The organism is Arthrobacter sp. efr-133-R2A-63 (assembly GCF_030209795.1).
GTDB classification, from domain to species: domain Bacteria; phylum Actinomycetota; class Actinomycetes; order Actinomycetales; family Micrococcaceae; genus Arthrobacter; species Arthrobacter bambusae_A.
In genome coordinates, this window is the sequence record NZ_JARVRG010000020.1 from 72,982 (window position 1) to 96,539 (window position 23,558).

The following is a 23,558-nucleotide window of genomic DNA, read 5'->3' on the forward strand; positions in this document are numbered from 1 at the left end:
GTCATGGGCGGCCCGCCTACTGCAGACACGATAGGAGTCCAGCATGGCTGGCGCACTGCGCAAGACAATGGTTTATCTTGGGCTCGCCGATGGCGATGAACACTACGAGTCTGAGCAGCACGTGCAGCACACGGACGAAGACCGGTCTGTCGACCACAATCGTGAAGAGCGCCGCGCCCCTGCACCTGTACGTGAAGTAGTTCGTGAAGTCCCCCCTGTCGCCGAAGAGGAATACCGCGCACCCGTGACACCTATCAAGCGTGCGGCATCGAGCCGCGAAGACGCCTCCGGACTGAGGCAGATCACCACCGTCCACCCCCGCTCCTACAACGACGCCAAGATCATCGGCGAAAGTTTCCGGGACGGCATCCCCGTGATCATGAATGTCACCGACATGGGTGAGGGAGATGCCAAGCGCCTCGTTGACTTCTCCGCCGGGCTGGTCTTCGGACTCCATGGCAGCATCGAGCGCGTTACCAGCAAGGTTTTCCTGTTGTCGCCGTCGTACGTCGAAGTTCTTGGCGACGACAAGAAGGTCAGCGAAGCCCAAGCAACGTTCTTCAACCAGAGCTAGCACAGTCATCACGGATGCCAGGCAGAGCGATCTGCCTGGCATCTGTGTTGCAATAGAGGGACTGACCGAGAAAAGTGGCGAACTAGGAGATCTGAGCTAACCCGTGGGCATAGTTTTCGGCCTTTTGTACATTGCATTGCTGCTGTTCCTGGTCACCCTCATCATTAGGCTCGTTTTTGATCTGGTGCAGATGTTTGCGCGCCAGTGGCGCCCCCGTGGCGCCGCGCTGGTGGCCGCGCATGTGGTCTATTCGGTGACTGATCCGCCCCTGAAGCGGATCCGCCGGCTGATCCCGCCGCTGCAGCTTGGTGGGGTATCCCTTGACCTGGCATTTTTGATCGTGTTTATTGTCGTCAGCATCGCGATGGGATTCGTCTACTCGCTGGCGTAGCTCTTCCGCAGTCCATGTGCCGTCGATCTGTTTCCTTGGCGTGTGGACTGCAAATCCTCCGACCCAACACGATGGTGTTGAATTGGGGGAATCAGATGATATTTAGGTACCGTAGTTTTGAACGGCCGGAAGGCCTACTGACTAACTAGACCAACGAGGTGACCAGATGGCTTTGACGCCAGAAGACGTTGTCAACAAGCGCTTTCAGCCGACCAAGTTCCGCGAAGGCTACGACCAGGACGAGGTCGACGACTTCCTCGACGAAATCGTCGTCGAGCTGAGGCGCTTGAACCAGGAGAACGACGAGCTGCGCAAGAAGCTCGGCGAAGGCGGAAACGCGGTCCCGGCCAGCGCAGCATCGGCACCCGTGGTCGAGAAGGTGCCCGCGCCGGTGAAGGCCGACAAGGACGCCCAGGCCAAGGCGGAAGCCGAAGCCAAGGCTGCCGAAGCCGAGAAGAAGAAGGAGCCGGCCGTTGCCGCGGCTCCTGCCCCGGCCGCACCTTCGGCCGGTTCTCCTTCGGCTGAGTCCGCAGCCGGCCTGCTGGCCATGGCGCAGCAGATGCACGACAAGCACGTGGCCGATGGCGAGCAGCAGAAGGAAAAGATCATCGCCGAGGCGCAGATCGAAGCCTCCAGCCTTGTCAACGACGCCCAGGACAAGTCCCGCAAGATCCTCGGTGCCCTTGAGCAGCAGCGCAGCGTCCTCGAACGCAAGGTGGAGCAGCTCCGCGGCTTCGAACGCGACTACCGCTCCCGCCTGAAGGCCTACATCGAAGGCCAGCTGCGTGACCTGGATGCCCGCGGCTCAGTTGCGGCCCCCGAGGTCGGCGAAGCCGCCGCAGAGGTCTAGCAAGTATTCTGAAAGCCGGTGGCTGGGGATTCCTCGGCCACCGGCTTTCTCCTGTTAAGGCGCCAGCAGCCACAGTTACCGAATGAAAGTACTATGAGCGACGAACAAACTGACGGCACCACGGAGCCGGTCCGCATCAAAGCCCACACGTGGCGTCCCGCACTGCTTTGGGTCTTTGCAGGCTTCGCCGTGTTCGCCTACGCCTTCGACCAACTGACCAAACTCTGGGTCACCAGCACCATGGTCGAAGGCGAGCGGATCCCCGTCCTTCCTCCGCTCCTGCATTGGTACTACATCCGAAACTCCGGTGCCGCGTTCTCCATCGGTGAAAACGTCACATGGGTGTTCACTATCGTGATGGCGGCCGTTTCAGTGGTGATCCTGTTCCAAGTGCGCCGGTTGGGCTCGGCCTGGTGGTCCCTGGCACTTGGCCTGCTGCTGGGCGGCGCACTCGGCAACCTGACAGATCGACTGTTCCGCGAACCCTCCTTTGCCATGGGCCACGTGGTGGACTTCATCCAGTTGCCCAACTTTGCCATCTTCAACATCGCCGACTCGGCAGTGGTTTCCGGCGTCGTGATCATCTGCCTGCTGACCATACGGGGGATCGGACTCGACGGTTCCCGTCATCACTCCGCCGATTCCGCGCCGGCAAAGTCCGGCCCGCCGGAAGAAGAGGCTCCGGGCGATGTCTGAGCACTTCGTGGTGCCGGAAGAATTGGGCGGGGCCAGGGCCGACGCGGGCTTGGCGAAACTCATGGATATTTCCCGGTCCGCGGCTGCTTTGCTGATCGCCGAGGGCAACGTGACCGGCTCCGCCGGCACGGTGGGAAAATCGGCGAAGCTCGTTGCCGGTTCCGTGTTGGAAGTCACCGTTCCCGAACGCCGGGATCCCTTGGAAGTCGTGGAGGAAGTCGTGGAAGGCCTGAATATCCTGTTGGACGATGACGACTTTGTCGTCATCGACAAGCCTGTTGGCGTGGCTGCGCACCCGTCGCCGGGTTGGGTGGGCCCCACCGTGGTTGGCGGTCTCGCGGGTGCGGGATACCGGATTTCGACGTCCGGCGCGCCTGAGCGTGCCGGCATCGTCCACCGTCTCGACGTCGGAACCTCCGGCGTCATGATCGTGGCAAAGAGTGAACACGCGTACACGGTACTCAAGCGGGCCTTCAAGGAGCGCACCGTGGACAAGGTGTACCACGCAGTGGTCCAGGGGCTGCCGGACCCGCTCGCGGGCACCATCGACGCGCCCATCGGGCGCCACCCTGGGCATGACTGGCGATTTGCGGTGATCGAGGACGGCCGTCCCTCGGTGACGCACTACGAAGTTCTCGAGGCCTATGGCAAGGCCACCCTCGTGGAGATTCACCTCGAGACGGGCAGGACCCACCAGATCCGGGTCCACTTTTCGGCCCTCAGGCACCCCTGCGCGGGCGACCTGACCTATGGAGCCGACCCGCGATTGGCCGCCAATCTGGGACTTACCCGGCAGTGGCTGCACGCACGGCGGCTTGGCTTCAACCACCCCCGGACGGGCGAATGGGTGGAAGTCACCAGCGAGTATCCGGCGGACCTGCGGTACGCCCTGGAACTCCTTGAAAGCGGCAACGCGTAGCGCGATCCACGCTTCCAGCGCGCCACTCCACCTGCGGGATCCCTGCCGGTAGACTGTCGTGGTGACTTCCAGCAATGACTCGTTCGTCCATCTGCACACCCACACCGAATATTCCATGCTGGATGGTGCGGCCCGTCTCACCGAGCTGTTCGATGAGACCGAGCGGCTGGGGATGCCTGCGCTGGCGACCACGGACCACGGTTACCTGTTCGGGGCCTTCGATTTCTGGAAGAAGGCCACGGACAAAGGCATCAAGCCGATCATCGGCGTCGAAGCCTATGTCACCCCCGGCACGGCGCGCGGCGACAAGGAGCGCGTCCGTTGGGGCGAGGAGAGCCAGCGCAAGGATGACGTCTCCGGTGGTGGTTCCTACACCCATATGACGTTGTTGAGCTACAACAACGTCGGCATGCGCAATCTGTTCCGGGCATCCTCGATTGCTTCCCTCGACTCCGTGTTCGGTAAATGGCCACGCCTCGACCGGGAGTTGCTCAACACCTATTCCGAAGGCCTGATCGCCACCACCGGCTGCCCTTCCGGTGAAGTCCAGACCCGCCTTCGGCTGGGGCAATACCGGGAGGCGCTGGCCGCGGCTTCCGAATTCCGGGACATCTTCGGTGCGGAAAACTACTTCTGCGAACTGATGGACCACGGCCTGGACATCGAGCGGCGGGTCACTGGCGACCTGCTGCGTCTGGCGAAGGAACTGAAGCTTCCACTCGTTGCCACCAATGACCTCCACTACACGCATGAGCATGACGCGAAGGCCCACGAGGCTTTGTTGGCGATCCAGTCGGGCTCCACGCTGCTTGAGCCCACCTATGACAACGGCGGCTCGCGATTCGCTTTCTCCGGCAGCGGCTACTACCTGAAGTCGCCGCAGGAGATGCGCGAGCTCTTCCGTGACCATCCTGAAGCCTGCGACAACACCCTGCTGATCGCAGAGCGCTGCGAAGTGTCCTTCAACACAGGCGCGAACTACATGCCGCGGTTCCCTTGTCCTCCCGGCGAGGACGAGACCTCCTGGCTCGTCAAGGAAGTGGCCACGGGACTCGATTACCGCTACCCGGACGGCGTCCCGGACAAGGTGCGCAAGCAAGCCGACTATGAGCTTGACGTCATCACGTCCATGGGCTTCCCCGGTTACTTCCTCGTGGTGGCCGACTTCATCAACTGGGCCAAGAACAACGGGATCCGGGTGGGTCCGGGCCGTGGCTCGGGTGCGGGCTCCATGGTGGCGTATGCCATGCGCATCACCGACCTTGACCCCCTGGCACACGGCCTGATCTTCGAGCGCTTCCTCAACCCGGACCGCGTGTCCATGCCCGACTTCGACGTCGACTTCGATGATCGGCGCCGCTCCGAGGTCATCGACTACGTCACCCGGAAGTACGGCGACGAGCGCGTGGCCATGATCGTCACCTACGGCACCATCAAGACCAAGCAGGCGCTCAAGGACTCCTCCCGCGTGCTCGGCTACCCGTTCAGCATGGGTGAGCAGCTCACCAAGGCCCTGCCGCCGGCGGTGATGGCCAAGGACATCCCGCTGGCGGACATCCAGAACCCGGAGGCCAAGCGCTATGGGGAGGCGGGAGACTTCCGCCAGCTCATCAGCACGGACCCGGAGGCCGCCAAGGTCTTCGAGACCGCGCTGGGCATCGAGGGGCTGAAGCGGCAGTGGGGTGTGCACGCTGCAGGCGTCATCATGTCCTCGGACCCCATCATCGACGTCATTCCTGTCATGCGCCGCATCCAGGACGGCCAGGTCATCACCCAGTTCGACTACCCGACGTCCGAAGGCCTTGGCCTGATCAAGATGGACTTCCTCGGCCTGAGGAACCTGACGATCATTTCCGACGCACTGGAAAACATCAAGATGAACCGCGGCATCGACCTGGATCTCGAGCACCTGGCGTTGGACGATCCGGCGTCGTACGAGTTGCTGGCGCGCGGCGACACGTTGGGCGTCTTCCAGCTCGACGGCGGGCCCATGCGGTCCCTGCTCAAGCTCATGAAGCCTGACAACTTCGAAGACATCTCCGCCGTATTGGCGCTGTACCGGCCCGGCCCCATGGGCGCCAACGCGCACACTGACTACGCGCTCCGCAAGAACAAGATCCAGGAGGTCATCCCGATCCATCCGGAACTCGAGGAACCCCTATCCGAAATCCTCGGCGGAACGTATGGCCTGATCGTGTACCAGGAGCAGGTCATGGCCGTAGCCCAGAAGCTTGCCGGCTACTCGCTGGGCCAGGCCGATATCCTCCGGCGCGCCATGGGCAAGAAGAAGAAATCCGAACTGGACAAGCAGTTCGCCGGCTTCTCCCAGGGCATGCAGGACAACGGCTACTCCATGGATGCCGTCAAGACCTTGTGGGACATCCTGCTCCCGTTCTCCGACTACGCCTTCAATAAGGCCCACTCCGCCGCATACGGGGTCATCTCCTACTGGACCGCGTACCTGAAGGCCCACTACGCTCCCGAATACATGGCGGCCCTGCTCACGTCCGTGGGCGACGACAAGGATAAATCGGCCATCTACCTCAATGAATGCCGGCGCATGGGCATTACGGTCCTGCCGCCGGACGTCAACGAGTCAAGCCTCAACTTCACCCCTGTGGGAACCGACATCCGCTTCGGGATGGGGGCCATCCGCAACGTCGGCGTCAACGTGGTGGAAGCCATGGTGGCCGCCCGGGGGAGCGAAGGCAATTACACCTCCTTCAAGGACTTCCTCATGAAGGTTCCGGCGGTCGTCTGCAACAAGCGCACCATCGAGTCCCTCATCAAGGCCGGCGCCTTCGACTCGCTTGGCCACCACCGCCGTGCATTGGCCATGGTCCACGAAGAAGCGATCGATTCCGTCATCACGCTCAAGCGCAATGAGGCGATCGGCCAGTTCGATCTCTTCGCCGGATTCGAGGACCAGGAGCCGCAAGCCTCCTTGAGTACCGAGATCCCGGACCTGCCGGAATGGGAGAAGAAGGACAAGCTCGCTTTCGAGCGGGACATGCTTGGGCTCTATGTCTCGGACCACCCCCTGCAAGGGCTTGAGGGCGTGCTGAGCCAGCATGCCGAGCAGTCGATCACCTCGATCCTGGGAGAAGACGGACCGCACGACGGCGCCATCGTCACCATCGCGGGCATGATCACCTCGCTCAGCCGCAGGATCGCCAAAGCAAGCGGCAACGCCTATGCGCGGGCCGAGATCGAAGACCTTGGTGCCTCCATCGAGGTCATGTTCTTCGGCCAGGTCTACGGCCCCATCGCTTCGGTCCTCGCGGAGGACCTGATCGTCGTGGTCAAGGGGCGCTTGCAGCGGCGCGACGACGGTGCGGTCACCTTGAACTGCATGGAGCTTTCGGTTCCGGACCTCAGCGAGGGTACCAACGGCCCGTTGGTCATCACGATGCCCACCTACAAGGCAACCGAGGCCGTCGTCACCGATCTTCGCGATGTCCTGACAACGCACCGGGGAAACTCCGAAGTCAGGCTCCACCTGCAGGGCGACTCCAAGGTCGAGGTCATGGGCCTGCCGGTGCACTTGCGCGTGAACCCCACACCGTCGCTTTTCGGCGACCTCAAGGTACTGCTCGGCCCGACCTGCCTGGACAGCTAACTAGATCTCATAGTCGAGCGGGACCGGCTGGCCGTAGGAGCCCGAGTGGTACAGCAGCGGGGTGTCATCCTCGCCGACAAGCCCGTCGACAACTTCCACCACGACGATCGCGTTGTTTTCGAAGGACAGGCGCATCTGGATCTTGCCGATCAACCAGCCGGCCACGTTCTTCAGGATGGGGACATCGAAGGGGCCTGGTTCCCAGTGGTCGCCTTCAAACCGTTCCTGGGTGCGGGCGAAGCGGTCTGCGAGGGCCTGGTTCTCGAGGCCGAGCATGTGCAGTCCGATATACGTCGAATTCGCCACGGCCGGCCAGGAGCTGGAACTGCGGGACATGTTGAAGGTGAAGCGTGGCGGCTCGGCGGACAGCGAAGCCACGGACGTCGCGGTGAAGCCGAAAGGCTTGCCGTTGAGGTCGGCAGTGATGATGGCCACCCCGGCGGCATGCCGGCGGAACATTTGTTTGAATGTTCCTTCAAAAGCCGAATTGTCCGAAGCCACTTTGCCGATCTCCTGAGTGAGCTATTGGTAATAACGCTGGTGGATTCAGCGTATTCCGCTGCCCGCCTGGGCGCTTGCTTGTTGAGCATCCAGAAACGTTTGTTAATGTTTGTGTCATGACCAAGCCAACATCGAACCTTCTCGACTCCGGTCCCGCGCGGGACACGGATCCGGACCCCGGCACGGACACCGGCAGTCGGGACCGCAAATTGTGGCTTTGGCTCGCGGTGCCTGCCGCCTCCGGCCTTGGGCTTGGCCTGGTGTGGTGGCTGTTGGCTCCGGGTGGCCTGAACGTGATCTCCGGAAATCCCGCCCTCGCCGATCCGACAGCCTCGGCCGGCAGGCTTCCGAGGGACCTGGTCCTGGCCGGGCTGCTGTTGCTTTCCGGCTGCTTCACGGCAGTCCTGCTCGACAGCAAGGTCCGGAAACCGGGGCACGGCATTCGCACCTTCCTGGCGGTCCTGGGTGGCGCGGTGGGGGCACTCGTGGCCTGGCAGGTGGGCCTGTTGGCCGCGCAGTGGTGGGGTCCAGCCTCAAGCGGCGGTGAAGGCTTCTCATTGCGGGCGGCGTCGGCACTCTTGCTGTGGCCGGGAGCAACCGCCCTCGTGACATTCCTCCTTACTCTTTTCGGCTTGATGGGAAAGCAGCCCGAGGCACCGCCGCTCGCCCCGTAAAATGATCTGGTGACCATTTCTCCGGAGAACCCTGCCGACACCGCTTCCCAGTCCCTGGACTTCCGCCGCATTGACTTGCGCGGACGGTCCCTGACCTTGGCGGAACTGCGGGCCGTGGTGCCCCGGGCGAAGCATCAGACCATGGCGGACGCCGAGCAAAAGGTCGTGGACATCATTGCGGCGGTCCGCTCCCGCGGCTTCGAAGCCCTGGGTGAGTTCGCGTTGGCGTTCGACGGCGTGGAACAATCCCACCCTCGAGTACCTGCCACGGCCCTTGCCGAAGCCCTTGAAAACCTCGACCCGTCCGTCCGGGCGGCCCTGGAGGAATCCATCAGGCGTGCCCGGCGCTTTGCGGACGGCCAGCGGCCGGCGAACGTCGATGTGGAACTGGGGGACGGCGCCGTCGTGAGCCAGAACTGGGTACCGGTGGGGCGAGTGGGACTGTACGTTCCGGGCGGACTGGCCGTCTACCCGTCCTCGGTGATCATGAACGTTGTTCCGGCGCTGGCTGCCGGCGTCGCCTCGATCGCGTTGGCTTCCCCGCCCCAGAAGGACTTTGGCGGCTTGCCCCACCCCACCATCCTGGCCGCGGCCGCCCTGCTGGGAATCGACGAGGTCTACGCCATCGGGGGTGCCCAGGCGATCGTATCCTTCGCGTACGGCATCCCCGGGACCGGCGAGGACCAGCCCATCGAGCCCGTGGACGTCGTGACCGGCCCCGGAAACATCTTCGTGGCCACCGCCAAGCGGCTTGTGAAAGGCGTCGTGGGGATCGACTCCGAGGCCGGCACCACCGAGATCGCCATCTTGGCCGACGCTTCGGCCCGGCCCGCGCTCGTCGCCGCCGACCTCATCAGCCAGGCCGAGCACGACCCGAAGGCGGCGTCGGTCCTGATCACCGACTCGGAGGAACTCGCCTCGGCGGTGCAGCGGGAACTGGCGCTGCAGGCCGGAACCACGAAGCACGGCGAGCGGGTTGCCACGGCGTTGTCGGGCCCGCAGTCGGGCGTGGTGCTGGTAGACGACCTCGGGCAGGGCATCGCCGTCTGCGATGCGTACGCGGCCGAGCACTTGGAAATCATGACGGCGGACGCAGCCGCGGTCGCCGCGCGGATCCGCAACGCCGGGGCGATTTTCGTGGGGGACTACAGCCCCGTCAGCCTCGGAGACTACTGTGCCGGCTCCAACCACGTCTTGCCCACGAGCGGCACCGCAGCCTTCTCTTCCGGCCTGAACGTGACAACGTTCCTGCGTGCCGTCCAAGTGATCAACTACGACAAGGCTGCCTTGGAACAGGTCAGCAGGCACATCGTGAGCCTCGCGGATGCCGAGGACCTTCCTGGCCACGGCGACGCGGTCAAGATTCGTTTCGCGGGGGCCTGAACCACTACATGTATGGGTTGCGACCACTACATATAGTAATTACAGTGTTGTCATTAGGACTCATGTAGCCGTAAACTGGTGCCGGAAGTCAAACTTCCGGCACCTCTTGCGTTCCCGGCACACGCCGGGCGGACAGCGTGCCGGAACCGAAGCGGGGAGGCCCAGCGTGTATTGTCCGTTCTGCCGAAACCCCGACTCCCGCGTCGTGGACAGCCGGATGGCCGACGACGGCTCAGCCATCCGCCGCCGCCGCCAGTGCCCCGAGTGCGGACGCCGTTTCACCACTGTGGAAACCACCAGCCTTTCCGTCATCAAACGCTCAGGCGTGGGAGAGCCCTTCAGCCGGATCAAGATCATCAACGGCGTTCGCAAGGCCTGCCAGGGCCGGCCCGTGACTGAGGACGACCTTGCGATGCTCGCCCAGGAAGTCGAGGAGAACATCCGATCTTCCGGTGCGGCGGAAATCGACGCCCACGAGGTCGGCTTGGCGATCCTTGGGCCACTCCAGAAACTGGACGAAGTCGCCTACCTTCGTTTTGCCAGCGTCTATCAGGCCTTCGAATCGCTTGAGGACTTCGAATCAGCCATTGCGCTGCTCCGGCACGAGGCCGAAAGCGCCGCGGCGGAGAATGCAGCGAAGAGCGCCAAGGGCAAGAGCTCCGAGAAGAGCCCCATTTAGCTCCGGTGGTGGCAGCGGAGGGGAAGCCGCAGCCACCACCGGCACCACCCTACTTGGCCAGCTTGTGGTGGAGGGCGACGTCGAGCGCGGCCCCCACGATCCCGGCGTCGTTCTTCAGTTCCGCCGTCACGATGCGGGTCCGCAGATCCAAGTGGGGGAAGTATTCGTCCGAGCGCTTCGAAATGCCGCCGCCGATGATGAAGAGTTCCGGGGAGAACAGGAACTCGACGTGGGAGAGATAGCGCTGCAGGAGCACGCTGTATTCTTCCCAGCTCAAGCCGTCCCGTTCGCGCGCGACGGCGGATGCCTTCGTTTCGGCGTCGTGGCCGTCCACCTCGAGGTGGCCGAGCTCGGCATTGGGAACCAGGTGCCCGTTGAAGATGAAGGCTGAGCCGATGCCCGTACCGAGCGTGATCACCAGGACCGTGCCGTCGACCCCTTCGCCTGCGCCGTAGCGGGCTTCGGCGAGTCCGGCTGCATCGGCGTCGTTGATGACCTCGACGGGACGGTCCAGACGCTTGGTGAGCAGTGAATCAATGTCCGTGTCGAGCCAGGACTTGTCCACATTCGCGGCGGAGCGGACCACGCCGTGCTGGATGATTCCGGGGAAGGTGACTCCCACGGGCGAACCCTGGGCCGGAGCATCCTCGCGTGCCGACAACTCCTCGACGATCTGTGCGATCACTTCGGCGACAGCTTCGGGTGTGGCGGGCTGCGGCGTCGGAATACGGAGGCGGTCCCCGAGCAGCTTGCCCTTCTTGAGGTCGACGATGCCGCCCTTGATGCCGGTGCCTCCGACGTCGATGCCGATCAGCGGGCCGTTCTTGTGGATCTTCTCATCCTTCTTGGTCAATGCGTTTCCGTTCATGGCAGGAGGGGTGGGCAGGTCGCAGCACGAACGGCTGCAGGTGACCTTCCGGAGAGCTTAAGGAAGAGTCAGGATTTCGGCGCCGGTCTCGGTGACCAACAGGGTGTGTTCGAATTGCGCGGTCCGCTTGTGGTCGCGGGTGACTACCGTCCAATCATCGGGCCACATGTCCCACTCAATCGTTCCGAGGGTGAGCATGGGCTCAATGGTGAACACCATGCCGGCTTCGATCACGGTGTTGTAGGCCGGTGCGGCGTCGTAGTGGGGGATGATCAGGCCCGTGTGGAAGGCCTCGCCGACGCCATGGCCCGTGAAGTCACGGACCACGCCGTAGCCGAAGCGTTTCGCGTATGACTGGATGGCCCGGCCGATCACGTTGATTTCGCGGCCGGGGGCTACGGCCTTGATGGCCCGGTTGAGCGACTCCTGGGTGCGTTCAACCAGCAGCCGGGACTCGTCGTCGACGTCGCCCACCAGGAAGGTGTAGTTCGTGTCGCCGTGGACTCCGTTGATGTAGGCCGTGATGTCGATGTTCAGGATGTCGCCGTCCCGCACGACGGTGCTGTCCGGAATGCCGTGGCAGATGACCTCGTTGAGCGAGGAGCACAGGGACTTGGGGAAGCCGCGGTAGCCAAGAGTCGACGGGTAGGCGTGGTGGTCCAGAATGAACTCGTGGCCGATCCGGTCCAACTGGTCCGTTGTGATGCCGGGCTCGATGTGCTTGCCGACCTCGACGATCGCCTGCGCCGCGATTTTGCTGGCGATGCGGATCTTCTCGATGGTTTCCGCCGATTTGACCTCCGACCCGGTGAACTTCGCGGGTCCTGGCTTGCCGACATACTCCGGGCGCGGGATGGACGCCGGTACGGGCAGCTGCGGGCTGACGGTTCCACGGGTGAGCGTGCCGATGGGTGCGGTCAGAGCGGGAGAAGGCATAGATTGATCATATAAGGGACGCACGAGACGCAAGTAACTAAGTAGCTAAATATCGGCCCGTTCGAGGGGCAATCGGCCCGCCGGGGTCACGGCGGGAATCGCAAAGGAGAAACAGTGGCGGAGTTCTGGTACAACGTTCAGACGCACCAAATCGAAGAGGACGCGATGTCCGACTGGTCCCAGCTGATCGGTCCCTACAAGACCCGGGAAGAAGCGGAGCACGCGCTCGAAAAGGTCAAGGCCCGCAACGAAGCCTGGGACAAAGACGACGAGGACTAGCGGCGACGAGGGCCGGTTCCGGTCCTAGAAAGAGTGCTCCGGGCCGGGAAACTGGCCGGACCTGACGTCGTCGGCGTAGGCCTTCGCAGCGTCGCTCAGCGTGGTGCGCAGGTCCGCATATTGCTTGACGAACTTGGCCATCTTGCCGCCGCGGAGCCCGGCCATGTCCTGCCACACCAGAACCTGTCCCGTGGTCGCGTTGCCTGCGCCGATTCCGATGGTGGGAACCTCGATCGCGGCGTCGACGGCGGCAGCCGTGTCCGCGGGGACCATCTCCATGAGCACACAGAATGCTCCGGCATTTGCAAGGGCAACGGCGTCTTCGACCAGGCGCGAGGAGTCTTCGCCCCGGCCCTGGACGCGGTAGCCGCCCAGTGAGTGTTCGCTCTGCGGAGTGAAGCCGATGTGTGCCATGACGGGAATGCCGGCCTGGACCATGGCCCGCACCGTTCCGGCGTAGAACGCGCCGCCTTCGATCTTGACAGCGTGCGCCAAGCCTTCCTTCAGGAAGCGGACGCCTGTTGCCACTGCCTGCTCGGGGGACACTTCGTAGCTGCCAAAGGGCAGATCGGCCACGACCAAGGCACGCTTGGCGGATCGGGCCACCGCGCGGCACAAGGGGAGGAGTTCGTCGACAGTCACGGGGAGGCTGGTTTCGTTCCCGAAGACGTTGTTGGAAGCCGAATCGCCGATCAGCAGGACCTCGATGCCGGCCTGGTCGAAAATCTCTGCCGTGTACTGCTCGTAGGCAGTCAACATCGCAAAGCGCTCACCCTTGGCCTTGGCCTGTTGAAGGTGATGGGTGCGGATCCTTGCGGCGGGCTTCGGCGTCGAAGCATCCGCTGAAGCCCCGGAACCTGCAACGGCAGGTCCCGTTCCGTAAGGAGCAGGAATTTCGGCGGGCATGCTGGAATCGGAACTGTTGCTTGGGGCCATGAATAGAGCGTATGCGGTACCGGCCGTCCTAGCCACCGGCGCATGGGGAGCCTCACATTTGTAAACGCTGTGTTACGCGAACCAGGGGTGCAGCCAATCCGGGCCAATGCTTAGTAGAGTGAATGCTGAGTTGTCGTCGGCTTCGAATTCCGAATCCGCGGCATGGACGTTGACCCGGAAATGAGGCCCCATGGACCGCCAGCAAGAGTTCGTTCTGCGAACTATCGAAGAGCGTGATGTGCGCTTCGTACGCTTGTGGTTTACCGACGTCGTCGGTTCCCTGAAATCGGTGGCTCTTGCGCCGGCAGAAGTGGAAGGCGCCTTCGAAGAAGGCCTGGGTTTCGATGGCTCGGCGATCGAGGGCCTCGCGAGGGTTTTCGAGTCCGACATGCTGGCGCAGCCCGACCCCTCCACCTTCCAGATCCTGCCGTGGCGCGGTGAAACCGAGCAGACCTCGAGGATGTTCTGCGACATCCTGACCCCCGACGGCGAGCCGTCGGCCGCCGACCCCCGGAACGTGCTCAAGCGGACCCTCGCCAAGGCAGCGGACATGGGCTTCACCTGCTACACGCATCCTGAGATCGAGTTCTACCTCCTCAAGTCCCAGGACCTCGACGCCAACGGCGTCCCTGTTCCCGTTGACGAGGGCGGCTACTTCGACCACGTGCCGGGCGGCGTTGCACAGGACTTCCGCCGCACGGCCGTCACCATGCTTGAATCCGTGGGAATCTCCGTGGAGTTCAGCCACCACGAAGGTGGACCCGGCCAGAACGAGATCGATCTCCGGTACGCGGACGCCCTCCAGACGGCGGACAACATCATGACTTTCCGCACGGTCATCAAGGAAGTGGCCCTGCAGCAGGGCACCTACGCCACGTTCATGCCGAAGCCGTTCACCGACCACCCTGGCTCGGGCATGCACACGCACTTCTCGCTGTTCGAGGGTGACACGAACGCTTTCTACGAAGCCGGCGCCGAATTCCAGTTGTCCAAGACGGCACGCCAGTTCATCGCCGGCATCCTGCGCCACGCTCCGGAATTCACCGCCGTCACCAACCAGTTCGTCAATTCGTACAAGCGTCTATGGGGCGGCGGCGAAGCGCCCAGCTACCTGAGCTGGGGCCACAACAACCGTTCTGCCCTGGTTCGCGTCCCGCTGTACAAGCCGGGCAAGGGCCAGTCCGCACGGATCGAATACCGCGGGATTGACTCCGCCACCAACCCTTACCTCGCCTACGCCGTGTTGCTCGGGGCAGGACTCAAGGGTATCGAAGGAGGCTACGACCTTCCGGCCGCCGCGGAAGACGACGTCTGGTCGCTGACCTCGGCCGAGCGCAAGGCGATGGGTCACACTCCGCTGCCGGCAAGCCTGCACGATGCCATCCGCGCCATGGAGGATTCGGAACTCGTAGCTGACATCCTCGGCGAACAGGTCTTTGACCACTTCCTGCGCAACAAGCGTGCGGAATGGCAGGACTACCGGCTCCAGGTCACGCCTTACGAGCTCAAGCGCAATCTCGGCATTCTCTAAGCCGTGAGTGTGAGCCTGGCCCGCCGGCTCATCTCGGCCGGCTTCAGCGATCTTGAGAAAGGTGAACGTTTCCTTGCCGCGCGTGAACTCGACGGCATCGACCAGGAAACGATCTTTGCCGGTCTGCACCTGAGCGCGAACCCTGACACCGCGCTCCAGTCGCTCGTCCGGTTGATTGAGAAGCATCCCTCGCTCAGGCAGCTCGCGGGCGAGCACCCGGATCGCAGTGAGCCGCTTTACCGCTTGCTGGGGGCATCCGAGGCCTTGGGGGAGTTCCTGATCAGGCATCCGGAACACCTGGACGTCTTCGATGTCCGCGTCAGCCCGGAACCTTTGTCCGCCGATGCGGGTGAGCTGCGGAGGAAGCTTCTCCGATCGGTGAAGGCAGATCCCAACTCGCCCAGGCCCGTTGCCGCGACGACGGGAGCCTCCGCCTATGCCGCCCTCCGGACGGCCTACCGGCGCGGGCTCACCGAACTGGCCATCAAGGACCTTTGCGCAGCCAGTCCCCAGGACTTCATGCCCGCCGTCGGCGCCGAACTAGCGGACCTCGCCGGTGCGGCGATAGAAGCGGCCTTGGCGGTTGCCAGGGCAGAAGCCGCGGCGACTTTCGACCCCGCCGATCTTGCCGGCGTCGGGCTGGCCGTCATCGGAATGGGCAAATGCGGTGCCCGGGAGCTCAACTACATTTCCGACGTCGACGTCATCTACGTGATTGAGGCGCCGGACCTGGAGGACGCCGAGGCCGCGACGATCGGGACGGCCCTGGCCGCCGGGATCTCCCGCGCCATTTCGTCCACGGGGACCGAACCCGGTTTGTGGGAAGTGGACGCGAACCTCCGGCCCGAGGGGAAATCGGGACCCCTCGTCCGGACGTTGCCCTCGCATTTGAGTTACTACGCGAAGTGGGCCGAAAGCTGGGAGTTCCAGGCCCTCCTCAAGGCCCGGACCATCGCAGGGGACCGGGATCTGGGTTCGCGTTACGAGAAAGCCGTCCAGCCGCTCGTGTGGGCTTCGGCCGGGCGGGAAGGCTTCGTGGAATCGGTGCAGGCGATGCGCCGGAGGGTGACGAACAACATTGCGCCCGCGGAAGAACAGCGCCAGATCAAGCTGGGTCCCGGCGGCCTGCGCGATGTGGAGTTCACGGTCCAGCTCCTGCAACTCGTCCACGGAAAGTCCGACGAAACGCTCCGCTGCCGGGATACGACCTCGGCGATAGCCGCGCTGTCCGCGGGCGGCTACATCGGACGGGTCGATGCCGCTGCCTTCGACGCCGCCTACCGTTACCTGCGCGTTCTCGAGCACCGCATCCAGTTGTTCCAGATGCGCCGTACCCACCTCATGCCTACGAGCCAAGAGTCCCTCCGTTTCCTTGCGAAGGCGGTCCTGGGGCCCTTTTCCACGGGGCGGCCACATCCGGACGCCCTGATCGAAACCTGGCAGAAGACAAAACGCTCTGTTCGAGAACTGCACGACCGCATCTTCTACCGGCCGCTCCTCAACACGGCCGCGAAGTTGAGCACCGAAGATGCCCGCCTCACTCCGGAAGCCGCCCAAGGAAGGCTTGCGGCGCTCGGCTATCGCGACCCGCAAGGCGCCATGCGCCATATCGAGGCCCTCACTGCGGGGGTCAGCCGCCGTGCCGCCCTGCAGCGGCAACTGCTTCCCATCCTGCTCGGCTGGCTCGCCGAAGGCGTAGACCCCGACGCCGGATTGCTCGCCTTCCGGCGCGTCAGCGAAGCCCTCGGAACCACCCACTGGTACCTCGGGATGCTCCGGGATTCCCAAGCGGCAGCTGAGCGGCTCTGCCATGTGCTCTCCAACTCACGGTTGATCGCCGATCTGCTGGAGGTGTCCCCGGAATCCGTTGCCTGGCTTGGCGCCGACAAGGAACTCCTGCCGCTCAGCTTCGAAGCCCAGTGGCAGGAAATCCAGTCCAAGATGTCGCGCCATGCCGATCCCGCGAACGCGATGCGGCTGATCCGGCTCATCAGGCGCCGGGAAATCCTCCGGATAGCCATCGCGGACAGTGCGGGCCTCCTGGAGCAAGACGCAGTGGGCGCGGCATTGGCCGATGCCGACCGGGCCGCCGTTTTGGGCGCGCTGCATGTCGCCGAGGCCATCGTGGGTTCCGACGGGCCCCTCAAGACACAGGTGCTCGTGGTTGCCATGGGCAGGCAGGGCGGGCGGGAGATTGGCTACGGCTCGGACGCCGACGTCATGTACGTCCATCGCGCACTTCCCGGGGCGACTGAAGCCGAGGCCCAGCAACAAGCCCTTGCCATTGTGGGACATATTTCCACCTTGCTGACCCAACCCCTCAAACCGGCCATCCTGGCCGAGCGGGTCCTCGCCGTCGACGCCGATCTTCGCCCCGAGGGGAAGAACGGGGCCATGGTCCGGTCCCTGGAGTCATACGCCGAGTATTACCGTCGCTGGTCCCTCATCTGGGAAGCACAAGCGTTGTTGCGGGCGCAACCCATGGCAGGCAACGACGAATTGGCTGCCGAGTTCGTCCGGCTGATCAACCCGATCCGTTACCCGGAATCGCTCCCTGAGACGGATGTGCGGGAGATCCGGCGCGTGAAGGCACGGGTTGAGTCGGAAAGGCTCCCCAGGGGCGCCGACCCGGCCAGGCACGTCAAGCTCGGCAGGGGCGGACTCAGCGACGTCGAATGGCTTGTGCAACTGCTGCAACTCCAACACGCAGGGAAGCAGCCGCAACTCCGGACTACATCCACCCTTCAGGCCCTCGACGCGATCGAGTCGTTGGACTTGATCGCCAAGGGTGACATCGTGTTGCTTCGCAAAGCCTGGCGCCTCGCGAGCCGTATCCGCTCCGCGAATGTGATCTGCACCGGGCGCGCTTCCGATCTCCTCCCGGCCTCCCGCAGGGATCTGGAGGCCGTCGCGAGATGGTGTGGTTACGCTCCAGGGCAAGCCGCGGTGTTCGAAGAAGACTATCTGCGCCTGAGCCGGCGGACCCGGGCCGTTTTTGAGAAGGACTTCTACGGCCAGTGAGCGCCGGCCTGGGCCGCGCCGTGGAGTGCGCTGCGACGGCTAAGCTCGAAGGATGCCGGAAACCGTGTGGCTCATTCCCCTGAAGGACCTCGACGACGACGCCCGCGCCGTCACGCTGGGCGACGTCGCCACCATGGAACTGGCTGCGGGACAGGAAGACTTCGTCGGGGACCCGTTCACGATGATGATCATGGGTCTGGAGGACGAAAGCCGCCTGCCGTACGTGATCGAAGCGGCCGGTGCCGCCGTAGGAGTCTTCACCTTGCAGGCGTGTGCCGCAACCTTGGCTGGATGGCCCGACGACCACTCGGCCTGGCTCTTGCGTGGCTTCCTGATCGACCGGCCGCACCAAGGCAGGGGGCTGGGCGCCCTGTCGGCTGCGGCCGCTGCCCGGGAAGCACAGAAGCTGACCGCGAGGCTGGGCGGCGGGCAGGCCGGCGTCGTGCTTGCCGTCAACGAACGCAATCCCGCCGCCAAGGCTGCCTACGCAAAGGCCGGTTTTGTCGAAGCGGGCAGGTACTTGGGCGGATCCGCCGGCCCGCAATGGACCATGTACCGGGGTTTCGGCGACTAGGCCGTATCTAGGACTCGACGAGCGTCACGATTGTGTCCGGGCGCACGCCGTCGTACTTCATCGCCTCGGCCGCAGCGTCGGACTCCATCATTCGTTGGAACGTTTCCATGTCCGGGACTTCGACGATCAGCCCGACCCGGTTGGTTTTTGCCGGATCCACGAACGTGCGGACCGTGAAGCCCATGGGTCCGAAGATCTCTTGCCTTTTCGGTGAGCCCAGCCAGTGCTCAACGTCGTCGACCTCATGGAAGATCACCAAGGTTGTCATCGTATGCCTCCGCTTTGAGTGGTTTCGCCAGGAGCCGGAAGGGATGAGGACTCTCTTGAGCATCCTGATCATGCCGAACGTACCACGGTGTCCTCAGCGGCGACAGTGCCGTCGGATTGGCAGAACCGGACGCTCGCTCACCTATGCGGGTGTTTGGCCGGACCCCCGCTCACCTATGCGGGTGTTTGGCCGGACCCCCGCTCACCTATGCCGTCAATCGGGTCAAAGGGTCTTGCCGGATTAGAATAATAAGCATGCTTACAGTAAGGTTGCTGAGGTTTGCACAACGATAAAGGCAATCATCAGAATGTTTACGACTGAAACGGAAGGTACATCATGAATGTCATCCTCGGAATCGTCGCGGTCATCGCGATCGTTTTCTTTATCATTGGCGGAACCGTAAAGGCCCTGGGATTCCTTCTGTGGATCGCCCCGATACTGATCGTCTTGGCGATTATCGTCTTCCTCTTCAGGTTGATTAGCGGGCGCCGGCGGGTGTAGGAAAAATTTGGGGGTCCGGCCCCGGCGATCCGGGGTCTTTACGGCAAGGACGGCTGTGTCTTAACGGACACAGCCGTTCTTCTTTTTGACCAAAGCAGCTATGGACGAGGATGATCCGACGGCGCCGCGGCATCTGTATCGATGAGGGCGGCGAGCCGTTCCACTTGCTCGGAAAGCCGCCGGACTTCGAGTCGAAGGGGTTCTTCCGCCTTTGCCGTTGCGCTTGCCGCCCCTTGGGAAACCTGCTCCACCAGCCATGATGCGACCGATGCTGTGACCACTCCGAGGACCGCGATGCCGCAGACCATGAGGCCGGCCGCCACGCATCGACCCGTGAATGTGACCGGATAGTGGTCCCCATAGCCGACAGTGGTAATTGTGACCAGCGCCCACCACAGGGCATCTCCGAAGTTACGGATATTTGCACCGTCAGCGTTTTCTTCGACATCGAGAACAGCCAGCGCTCCGCAATAGGTCAGGAGCAGGGCGGCTCCGAGCACGAAGGTGACGATCCGTCCCCTCAGCGCGGTCCCGGCAGTCTTCCGGAGCACCCGCAACAAGGTCACCAGCCGGAGTAGGCGCAAAGGACGCAGGACAGGCAGTGCGAGGATCAAGAGCTCATGAAGGTTCCTGATGAACCACCGTCCCCTCTGCGGCGCGAGGACCAGGTTTGCCAGATAGTCCACAACGAACAGCACCCATGTAAGCCAGACGATCGTGTCCACCACGCCGGATGCGCGTTCTTGAAGGTTGCCGATGACTTGGACGGAGTAGGCCGCGAGGAAAACCAGGGCTGCCACAATGAGCGGCCACTCCATGTAGCGGCGCCAGAGTTGTTGAGTCATGGATGCATCGTAGAGCAAGACTCATGCGCCACAGGCCGTCTGGCATGCACGGCTTCCAGAGTCGTCACGCTGCTCCCAAGGCACGTGGGGGAAGGAGACGTGGGCGGCGCTCCAGGCGGGAACGTCGAGGTGGTCCGAACGAGCCCCGACATACGAAAAAGCCGGCCCCGGGTGATGAAACCTGAGGCCGGCTTTTCTGTGTGCGGATTCTTGCGGACTGTCTGCGGGCTATGCCCGATTTCGCCGCGTGATCTGGCTAGACGCCGTAGTAGAGCTCAAACTCGTAAGGGTTCGGGCGCAGCGACAGCGGGCGGATCTCGTTCTCGTACTTGTACTCGATCCAGGTGTCGATCAGGTCCTGGGTGAACACGCCACCGGCCTGCAGGAACTCGTTGTCCTCTCGCAGGGCCTCAAGCGCTTCCTCAAGGGAGCCCGGAGCCTTGGGGATGTCCTTGGCTTCCTCGGCAGGCAGTTCGTACAGGTCCTTGTCGATCGGAGCCGGGGGCTCGATGCGGTTGCGGATGCCGTCGATGCCGGCCATGAGCTGGGCGGAGAACGCCAGGTACGGGTTGGACGCGGCGTCCGGAGCGCGGAACTCGATGCGCTTGGCCTTCGGGTTGGAACCCGTGATCGGGATGCGGATACCGGCGGAGCGGTTGCCCTGCGAGTAGACCATGTTGACCGGAGCTTCGAAGCCCTTGACCAGGCGGCGGTAGGAGTTGACCGTCGGGTTGGTGAACGCGAGCACGGCAGAGGAGTGCTTCAGCAGACCGCCGATGTACCAGCGCGCGGTGTCGGAGAGGCCGGCGTAGCCCTTCTCGTCGTAGAACAGCGGATCGCCGTTGCTCCACAGCGACTGGTGGCAGTGCATGCCCGAGCCGTTGTCACCGAAAATCGGCTTCGGCATGAAGGTTACGGACTTGCCGTACTCCCATGCGGTGTTCTTGATGACGTACTTGAACTTCTGCAGGTCGTCGGCTGCGTGCACCAGCGTGGTGAACTTGTAGTTGATCTCTGCCTGGCCGGCGGCACCGACCTCGTGGTGGGAGCGCTCGACTTCGAGGCCTGCTTCGTCCAGGGCGATGCACATGGCGTCGCGGAGGTCGGCCTGGTGGTCAACCGGCGCAACCGGGAAGTAGCCGCCCTTGAACGGGGTCTTGTAACCGAGGTTGCCGCCTTCTTCTTCGCGGCTCGTGTTCCACGGGGCTTCAATCGAGTCGACCTTGTAGAAGGAACCCTGCGGGGAGGATTCGAACTGGACGTTGTCGAAGACGTAGAACTCGGCTTCGGGGGCAAAGAATGCCGTGTCGGCAATGCCCGTGGAGGCCAGGTACGCTTCGGCCTTTTCGGCAACGCCTCGAGGGTCGCGGTGGTACGGGTCGCCGGTGCGCGGGTTCACGATGGAGAAGTTCAACGCGAGGGTCTTCTCGATGCGGAAGGAGTCGATGAAGGCCGTCGTGACGTCCGGGATGAGCTGCATATCGGACTCGGCGATGCCCTGGAAACCGCGGATGGAAGATCCGTCAAAGAGCTGGCCGTTGACAAAGAAGTCAGCGTCGACGCTCTTGGCCGGCACATTGAAGTGCTGCTGGACGCCCGGAAGATCGGTGAAGCGGATATCGACGAACTTTACGTCTTCGTCTTTGATGAACTTGAGGACTTCGTCCGCAGTCTTGAACATCTATGCTCCTAACGCATACAGGTAACAGGCCCTTGGGCCGTCTGATCCAGCGCAAACCGAAAGCAGGGAAACAAAAAAGTATCCCCGAAGCGGCGGCTAGCAACTTCTCCAACCATAGGGAAATGGGATTTCCCCGGAGTGTCAGTATTGTTTCGAGCAGGTTACAGAACTGCCTGCCGTGTAAACGCTACTTGTCTACTGCAGTGCCAGTCTATGTCTTTCGTCCGTGTGTCCGTTTCCTTGTGAGCACCGTGAACGATCCACTGCCCGCGGCCCCCGCCGCCGGGCATCGGGTGGTGAAGCCGTAAGCTTGACGTGTGGTTGATCGTAAAGATATTGGTTCATGGCTCACAGGGCCGGACACGTCCGGAATTTCCAAGTACCCGGGAGCGCGGCTCGGCCTGCCCGAGTCCGGTCCCGGCTCCATGGCCCGGGCCGGTCGTCGCATCCTGGCGATCTGCATTGACTGGGTCATTGCCCTGGCGATCAGCAACTTTGCCTTCAGCGGCAACCAATGGGCAACGCTTGCAGTGTTTGCGGTGGAGCAGATCCTTCTCATCGGCACGCTGGGCTACAGCATCGGGCACCGGGTGGCCGGGATCCACGTCGTACGGCTCGGAGGATCACAAGCGGGGCCCTTGGCCGCCTTCGTCAGGACGGTCCTCCTGTGCCTGGTGATTCCTGCGGTCGTTTTCGACCCCGACCAACGCGGCCTCCACGACCGGGCCGTGAATACCATCCTCATTCGGATGTAACTTTTACGGCGACAAAGAATAACAGCAGACGAAAAAGCCGCCCGTTCCTGGGGATTCCAGGAACGGGCGGCTGGCGTTGTAGTTAGCGTCCGCGTGCTGCCTTGCGGTCAGGGCGTGCCTTGTAGGGGTCGATTCCCTTGGGGATCGGCAGGCGGTTGCCCAGCGAAGAGATCCGCTTGCTGACAGCGCCGACCTCAACCTTGGTGAGCTCGTTCTTGTACCTGTTCATCGTCTTTGCGATCTGGCTGATCGGTACTTGGCCTTCGCCTCGGCCGCTTTCGATCACGTGAATGGTGACATTCGGCAGAATGCGGGAGAGCTTCTTGCGCTCGGCGTCGACCAGCGGCTTGACGCGGTGCGAAGGTCCTTCGCTGACCAGCACGACGCCGGGACGGCCGATGGCGCGGAAGACGGCGTCCTGGGTGCGCGGGTTGACGGCGACCGGCTGGTCTTCCGTGATCCAGCCGCGGCGCAGGGTCCCCAGCGCCGCACCGGATGCTCCGGGCTGGTTCTCGATCTGCGCGAAGGCAGCCCGTTCCGCGCGGCGCGAGAGGATGAAGACAGCTGCCAGCAGGCCCAAGGGGATGCCGATGATCAAGCCAGTGATCCAGTTGTTCAGGAGGAGCCCGACGATGAGGCTGACAGCAACGACGCCGAGGAACGCCAGCAGCATGAGCCACACGACGATGGGGTCGTTCCGGCGGGTCATCTTGAAGACCTCGCCGATCTGCTTCAGCTGGCTCGGCTTCTTGGCCTTGGCTTCCTTGGGCTTGCGGGAAAACAAGCCGCGCTTGGGAGCGTCGGCAGCCGATGTTGTCGAGTTGCTGGAATCAGGGGATTTCGCCATAGTGCCTTAATTCTACGTGATTTATGCCAAAGGACCGGACGCCGGATTTGTCCGGGATCCGGTCCTTTGACCGTGCTTTTGCCGACGTGCTATGCGTGGTGTGCGAGGAGGGTGCGGGCTTCCTGGCGGGTGGTGCCGGAGTCTTGGATGCCTTCGGCGATGTGGGCGAGGTGCGCGGGGATTTCGCGGCCTTTTTTGCGCATCGCGGTGGCCCAGAGGCGTCCGGCGCG

General features: G+C 63.3%; 23 protein-coding genes and 1 pseudogene. 15 read left to right on the forward strand and 9 right to left on the reverse strand.

The genetic code is table 11. The features are described from left to right. The first annotated feature begins 43 nt into the window (after positions 1–43). From QRN45_RS10615 to dnaE, 6 genes are all read left to right on the forward strand, one after another. A complete protein-coding gene (locus QRN45_RS10615; protein ID WP_078105563.1) occupies positions 44–574 on the forward strand; it encodes a cell division protein SepF in 531 nt (176 codons plus the stop codon). A 103-nt stretch (positions 575–677) separates the two neighbouring features. Then, positions 678–965, forward strand: a complete 288-nt coding sequence (locus tag QRN45_RS10620) for a YggT family protein (RefSeq protein ID WP_078105562.1) — start codon at positions 678–680, stop codon at positions 963–965. A 166-nt stretch (positions 966–1,131) separates the two neighbouring features. Beyond that, entirely contained in the window at positions 1,132–1,815 is a 684-nt protein-coding gene (locus QRN45_RS10625; protein WP_078105561.1) for a DivIVA domain-containing protein, read from the forward strand. Between the two features lie 93 nt (positions 1,816–1,908). Further along, positions 1,909–2,511 carry a signal peptidase II gene (gene lspA, locus QRN45_RS10630; RefSeq protein ID WP_284763290.1) on the forward strand — a complete coding sequence of 201 codons (603 nt, stop codon included), beginning with the start codon at positions 1,909–1,911 and terminating at the stop codon, positions 2,509–2,511. Next, on the forward strand, positions 2,504–3,430 hold the full coding sequence (locus QRN45_RS10635; protein ID WP_241710362.1) for an RluA family pseudouridine synthase: 927 nt from the start codon (positions 2,504–2,506) through the stop codon (positions 3,428–3,430). The genes lspA and QRN45_RS10635 overlap by 8 nt, the downstream gene beginning before the upstream one ends. 61 nt (positions 3,431–3,491) lie before the next feature. Then, positions 3,492–7,049: a DNA polymerase III subunit alpha gene (dnaE, locus tag QRN45_RS10640; RefSeq protein WP_241710363.1), complete on the forward strand. Its 3,558-nt coding sequence runs from the start codon at positions 3,492–3,494 to the stop codon at positions 7,047–7,049. Here the strand turns inward: dnaE and QRN45_RS10645 are convergent, their stop codons facing one another. Then, the gene (locus QRN45_RS10645; protein ID WP_113990687.1) at positions 7,050–7,508 is read right to left on the reverse strand and encodes a flavin reductase family protein; all 459 of its coding nucleotides are present in this window, start codon (positions 7,506–7,508) and stop codon (positions 7,050–7,052) included. It lies immediately after the preceding gene. 158 nt (positions 7,509–7,666) lie between these two features. Here QRN45_RS10645 and QRN45_RS10650 point away from each other — a divergent pair, with 158 nt between their 5' ends. The 3 genes from QRN45_RS10650 (at position 7,667) to nrdR (ending at position 10,286) form a co-directional block, all read left to right on the forward strand. Beyond that, positions 7,667–8,224: a hypothetical protein gene (locus tag QRN45_RS10650; protein WP_284763291.1), complete on the forward strand. Its 558-nt coding sequence runs from the start codon at positions 7,667–7,669 to the stop codon at positions 8,222–8,224. Positions 8,225–8,233: 9 nt separating this feature from the next. Beyond that, positions 8,234–9,607 carry a histidinol dehydrogenase gene (gene hisD, locus QRN45_RS10655; RefSeq protein ID WP_241710364.1) on the forward strand — a complete coding sequence of 458 codons (1,374 nt, stop codon included), beginning with the start codon at positions 8,234–8,236 and terminating at the stop codon, positions 9,605–9,607. Between the two features lie 166 nt (positions 9,608–9,773). Beyond that, positions 9,774–10,286 (forward strand): transcriptional regulator NrdR, encoded by a 513-nt coding sequence (gene nrdR, locus QRN45_RS10660; protein WP_078105555.1) that lies wholly within the window; start codon positions 9,774–9,776, stop codon positions 10,284–10,286. Positions 10,287–10,335: 49 nt separating this feature from the next. On the opposite strand, the gene ppgK is transcribed toward nrdR, so the two are convergent. Together ppgK and map are read right to left on the reverse strand one after the other, a co-directional pair. Beyond that, positions 10,336–11,139 (reverse strand): polyphosphate--glucose phosphotransferase, encoded by an 804-nt coding sequence (gene ppgK / locus QRN45_RS10665; protein ID WP_078105554.1) that lies wholly within the window; start codon positions 11,137–11,139, stop codon positions 10,336–10,338. 72 nt (positions 11,140–11,211) lie between these two features. Further along, a complete protein-coding gene (map, locus tag QRN45_RS10670; protein WP_284763294.1) occupies positions 11,212–12,090 on the reverse strand; it encodes a type I methionyl aminopeptidase in 879 nt (292 codons plus the stop codon). 114 nt (positions 12,091–12,204) lie between these two features. Here map and QRN45_RS10675 point away from each other — a divergent pair, with 114 nt between their 5' ends. Further along, entirely contained in the window at positions 12,205–12,369 is a 165-nt protein-coding gene (locus tag QRN45_RS10675; protein WP_139359517.1) for an SPOR domain-containing protein, read from the forward strand. 24 nt (positions 12,370–12,393) lie between these two features. Here QRN45_RS10675 and panB read toward each other — a convergent pair whose 3' ends face one another. Then, positions 12,394–13,305: a 3-methyl-2-oxobutanoate hydroxymethyltransferase gene (gene panB, locus QRN45_RS10680; protein ID WP_284763296.1), complete on the reverse strand. Its 912-nt coding sequence runs from the start codon at positions 13,303–13,305 to the stop codon at positions 12,394–12,396. Between the two features lie 190 nt (positions 13,306–13,495). Here panB and QRN45_RS10685 point away from each other — a divergent pair, with 190 nt between their 5' ends. Genes QRN45_RS10685 through QRN45_RS10695 form a run of 3 tightly spaced genes read left to right on the forward strand, consistent with a single transcriptional unit; the run spans position 13,496 to position 18,431 of the window. Next, positions 13,496–14,836: a glutamine synthetase family protein gene (locus QRN45_RS10685; protein ID WP_241710366.1), complete on the forward strand. Its 1,341-nt coding sequence runs from the start codon at positions 13,496–13,498 to the stop codon at positions 14,834–14,836. Between the two features lie 9 nt (positions 14,837–14,845). Beyond that, a complete protein-coding gene (locus QRN45_RS10690; RefSeq protein ID WP_284763315.1) occupies positions 14,846–17,857 on the forward strand; it encodes a bifunctional [glutamine synthetase] adenylyltransferase/[glutamine synthetase]-adenylyl-L-tyrosine phosphorylase in 3,012 nt (1,003 codons plus the stop codon). Between the two features lie 52 nt (positions 17,858–17,909). Further along, positions 17,910–18,431 carry a GNAT family N-acetyltransferase gene (locus tag QRN45_RS10695; RefSeq protein ID WP_284763297.1) on the forward strand — a complete coding sequence of 174 codons (522 nt, stop codon included), beginning with the start codon at positions 17,910–17,912 and terminating at the stop codon, positions 18,429–18,431. 7 nt (positions 18,432–18,438) lie between these two features. On the opposite strand, the gene QRN45_RS10700 is transcribed toward QRN45_RS10695, so the two are convergent. Next, entirely contained in the window at positions 18,439–18,699 is a 261-nt protein-coding gene (locus tag QRN45_RS10700) for a hypothetical protein (protein WP_241710368.1), read from the reverse strand. A gap of 336 nt (positions 18,700–19,035) precedes the next feature. Between QRN45_RS10700 and QRN45_RS10705 the strand changes: the two genes are divergently transcribed. Continuing rightward, the gene (locus tag QRN45_RS10705; RefSeq protein WP_139359516.1) at positions 19,036–19,200 is read left to right on the forward strand and encodes a DUF2207 domain-containing protein; all 165 of its coding nucleotides are present in this window, start codon (positions 19,036–19,038) and stop codon (positions 19,198–19,200) included. Positions 19,201–19,298: 98 nt separating this feature from the next. Here QRN45_RS10705 and QRN45_RS10710 read toward each other — a convergent pair whose 3' ends face one another. Beyond that, on the reverse strand, positions 19,299–20,045 hold the full coding sequence (locus QRN45_RS10710; protein ID WP_284763300.1) for a potassium channel family protein: 747 nt from the start codon (positions 20,043–20,045) through the stop codon (positions 19,299–19,301). 256 nt (positions 20,046–20,301) lie between these two features. Then, the gene (glnA, locus tag QRN45_RS10715; protein ID WP_078105547.1) at positions 20,302–21,726 is read right to left on the reverse strand and encodes a type I glutamate--ammonia ligase; all 1,425 of its coding nucleotides are present in this window, start codon (positions 21,724–21,726) and stop codon (positions 20,302–20,304) included. 317 nt (positions 21,727–22,043) lie between these two features. Here glnA and QRN45_RS10720 point away from each other — a divergent pair, with 317 nt between their 5' ends. Continuing rightward, positions 22,044–22,481 (forward strand): RDD family protein, encoded by a 438-nt coding sequence (locus tag QRN45_RS10720; RefSeq protein ID WP_284763301.1) that lies wholly within the window; start codon positions 22,044–22,046, stop codon positions 22,479–22,481. An 82-nt stretch (positions 22,482–22,563) separates the two neighbouring features. Here QRN45_RS10720 and QRN45_RS10725 read toward each other — a convergent pair whose 3' ends face one another. Both QRN45_RS10725 and QRN45_RS10730 read right to left on the reverse strand, forming a co-directional pair. Then, a complete protein-coding gene (locus tag QRN45_RS10725) occupies positions 22,564–23,328 on the reverse strand; it encodes a DUF4191 domain-containing protein (protein WP_241710371.1) in 765 nt (254 codons plus the stop codon). An 89-nt stretch (positions 23,329–23,417) separates the two neighbouring features. After that, positions 23,418–23,558: pseudogene (locus QRN45_RS10730) on the reverse strand (lipoyl synthase); the annotation flags it as partial.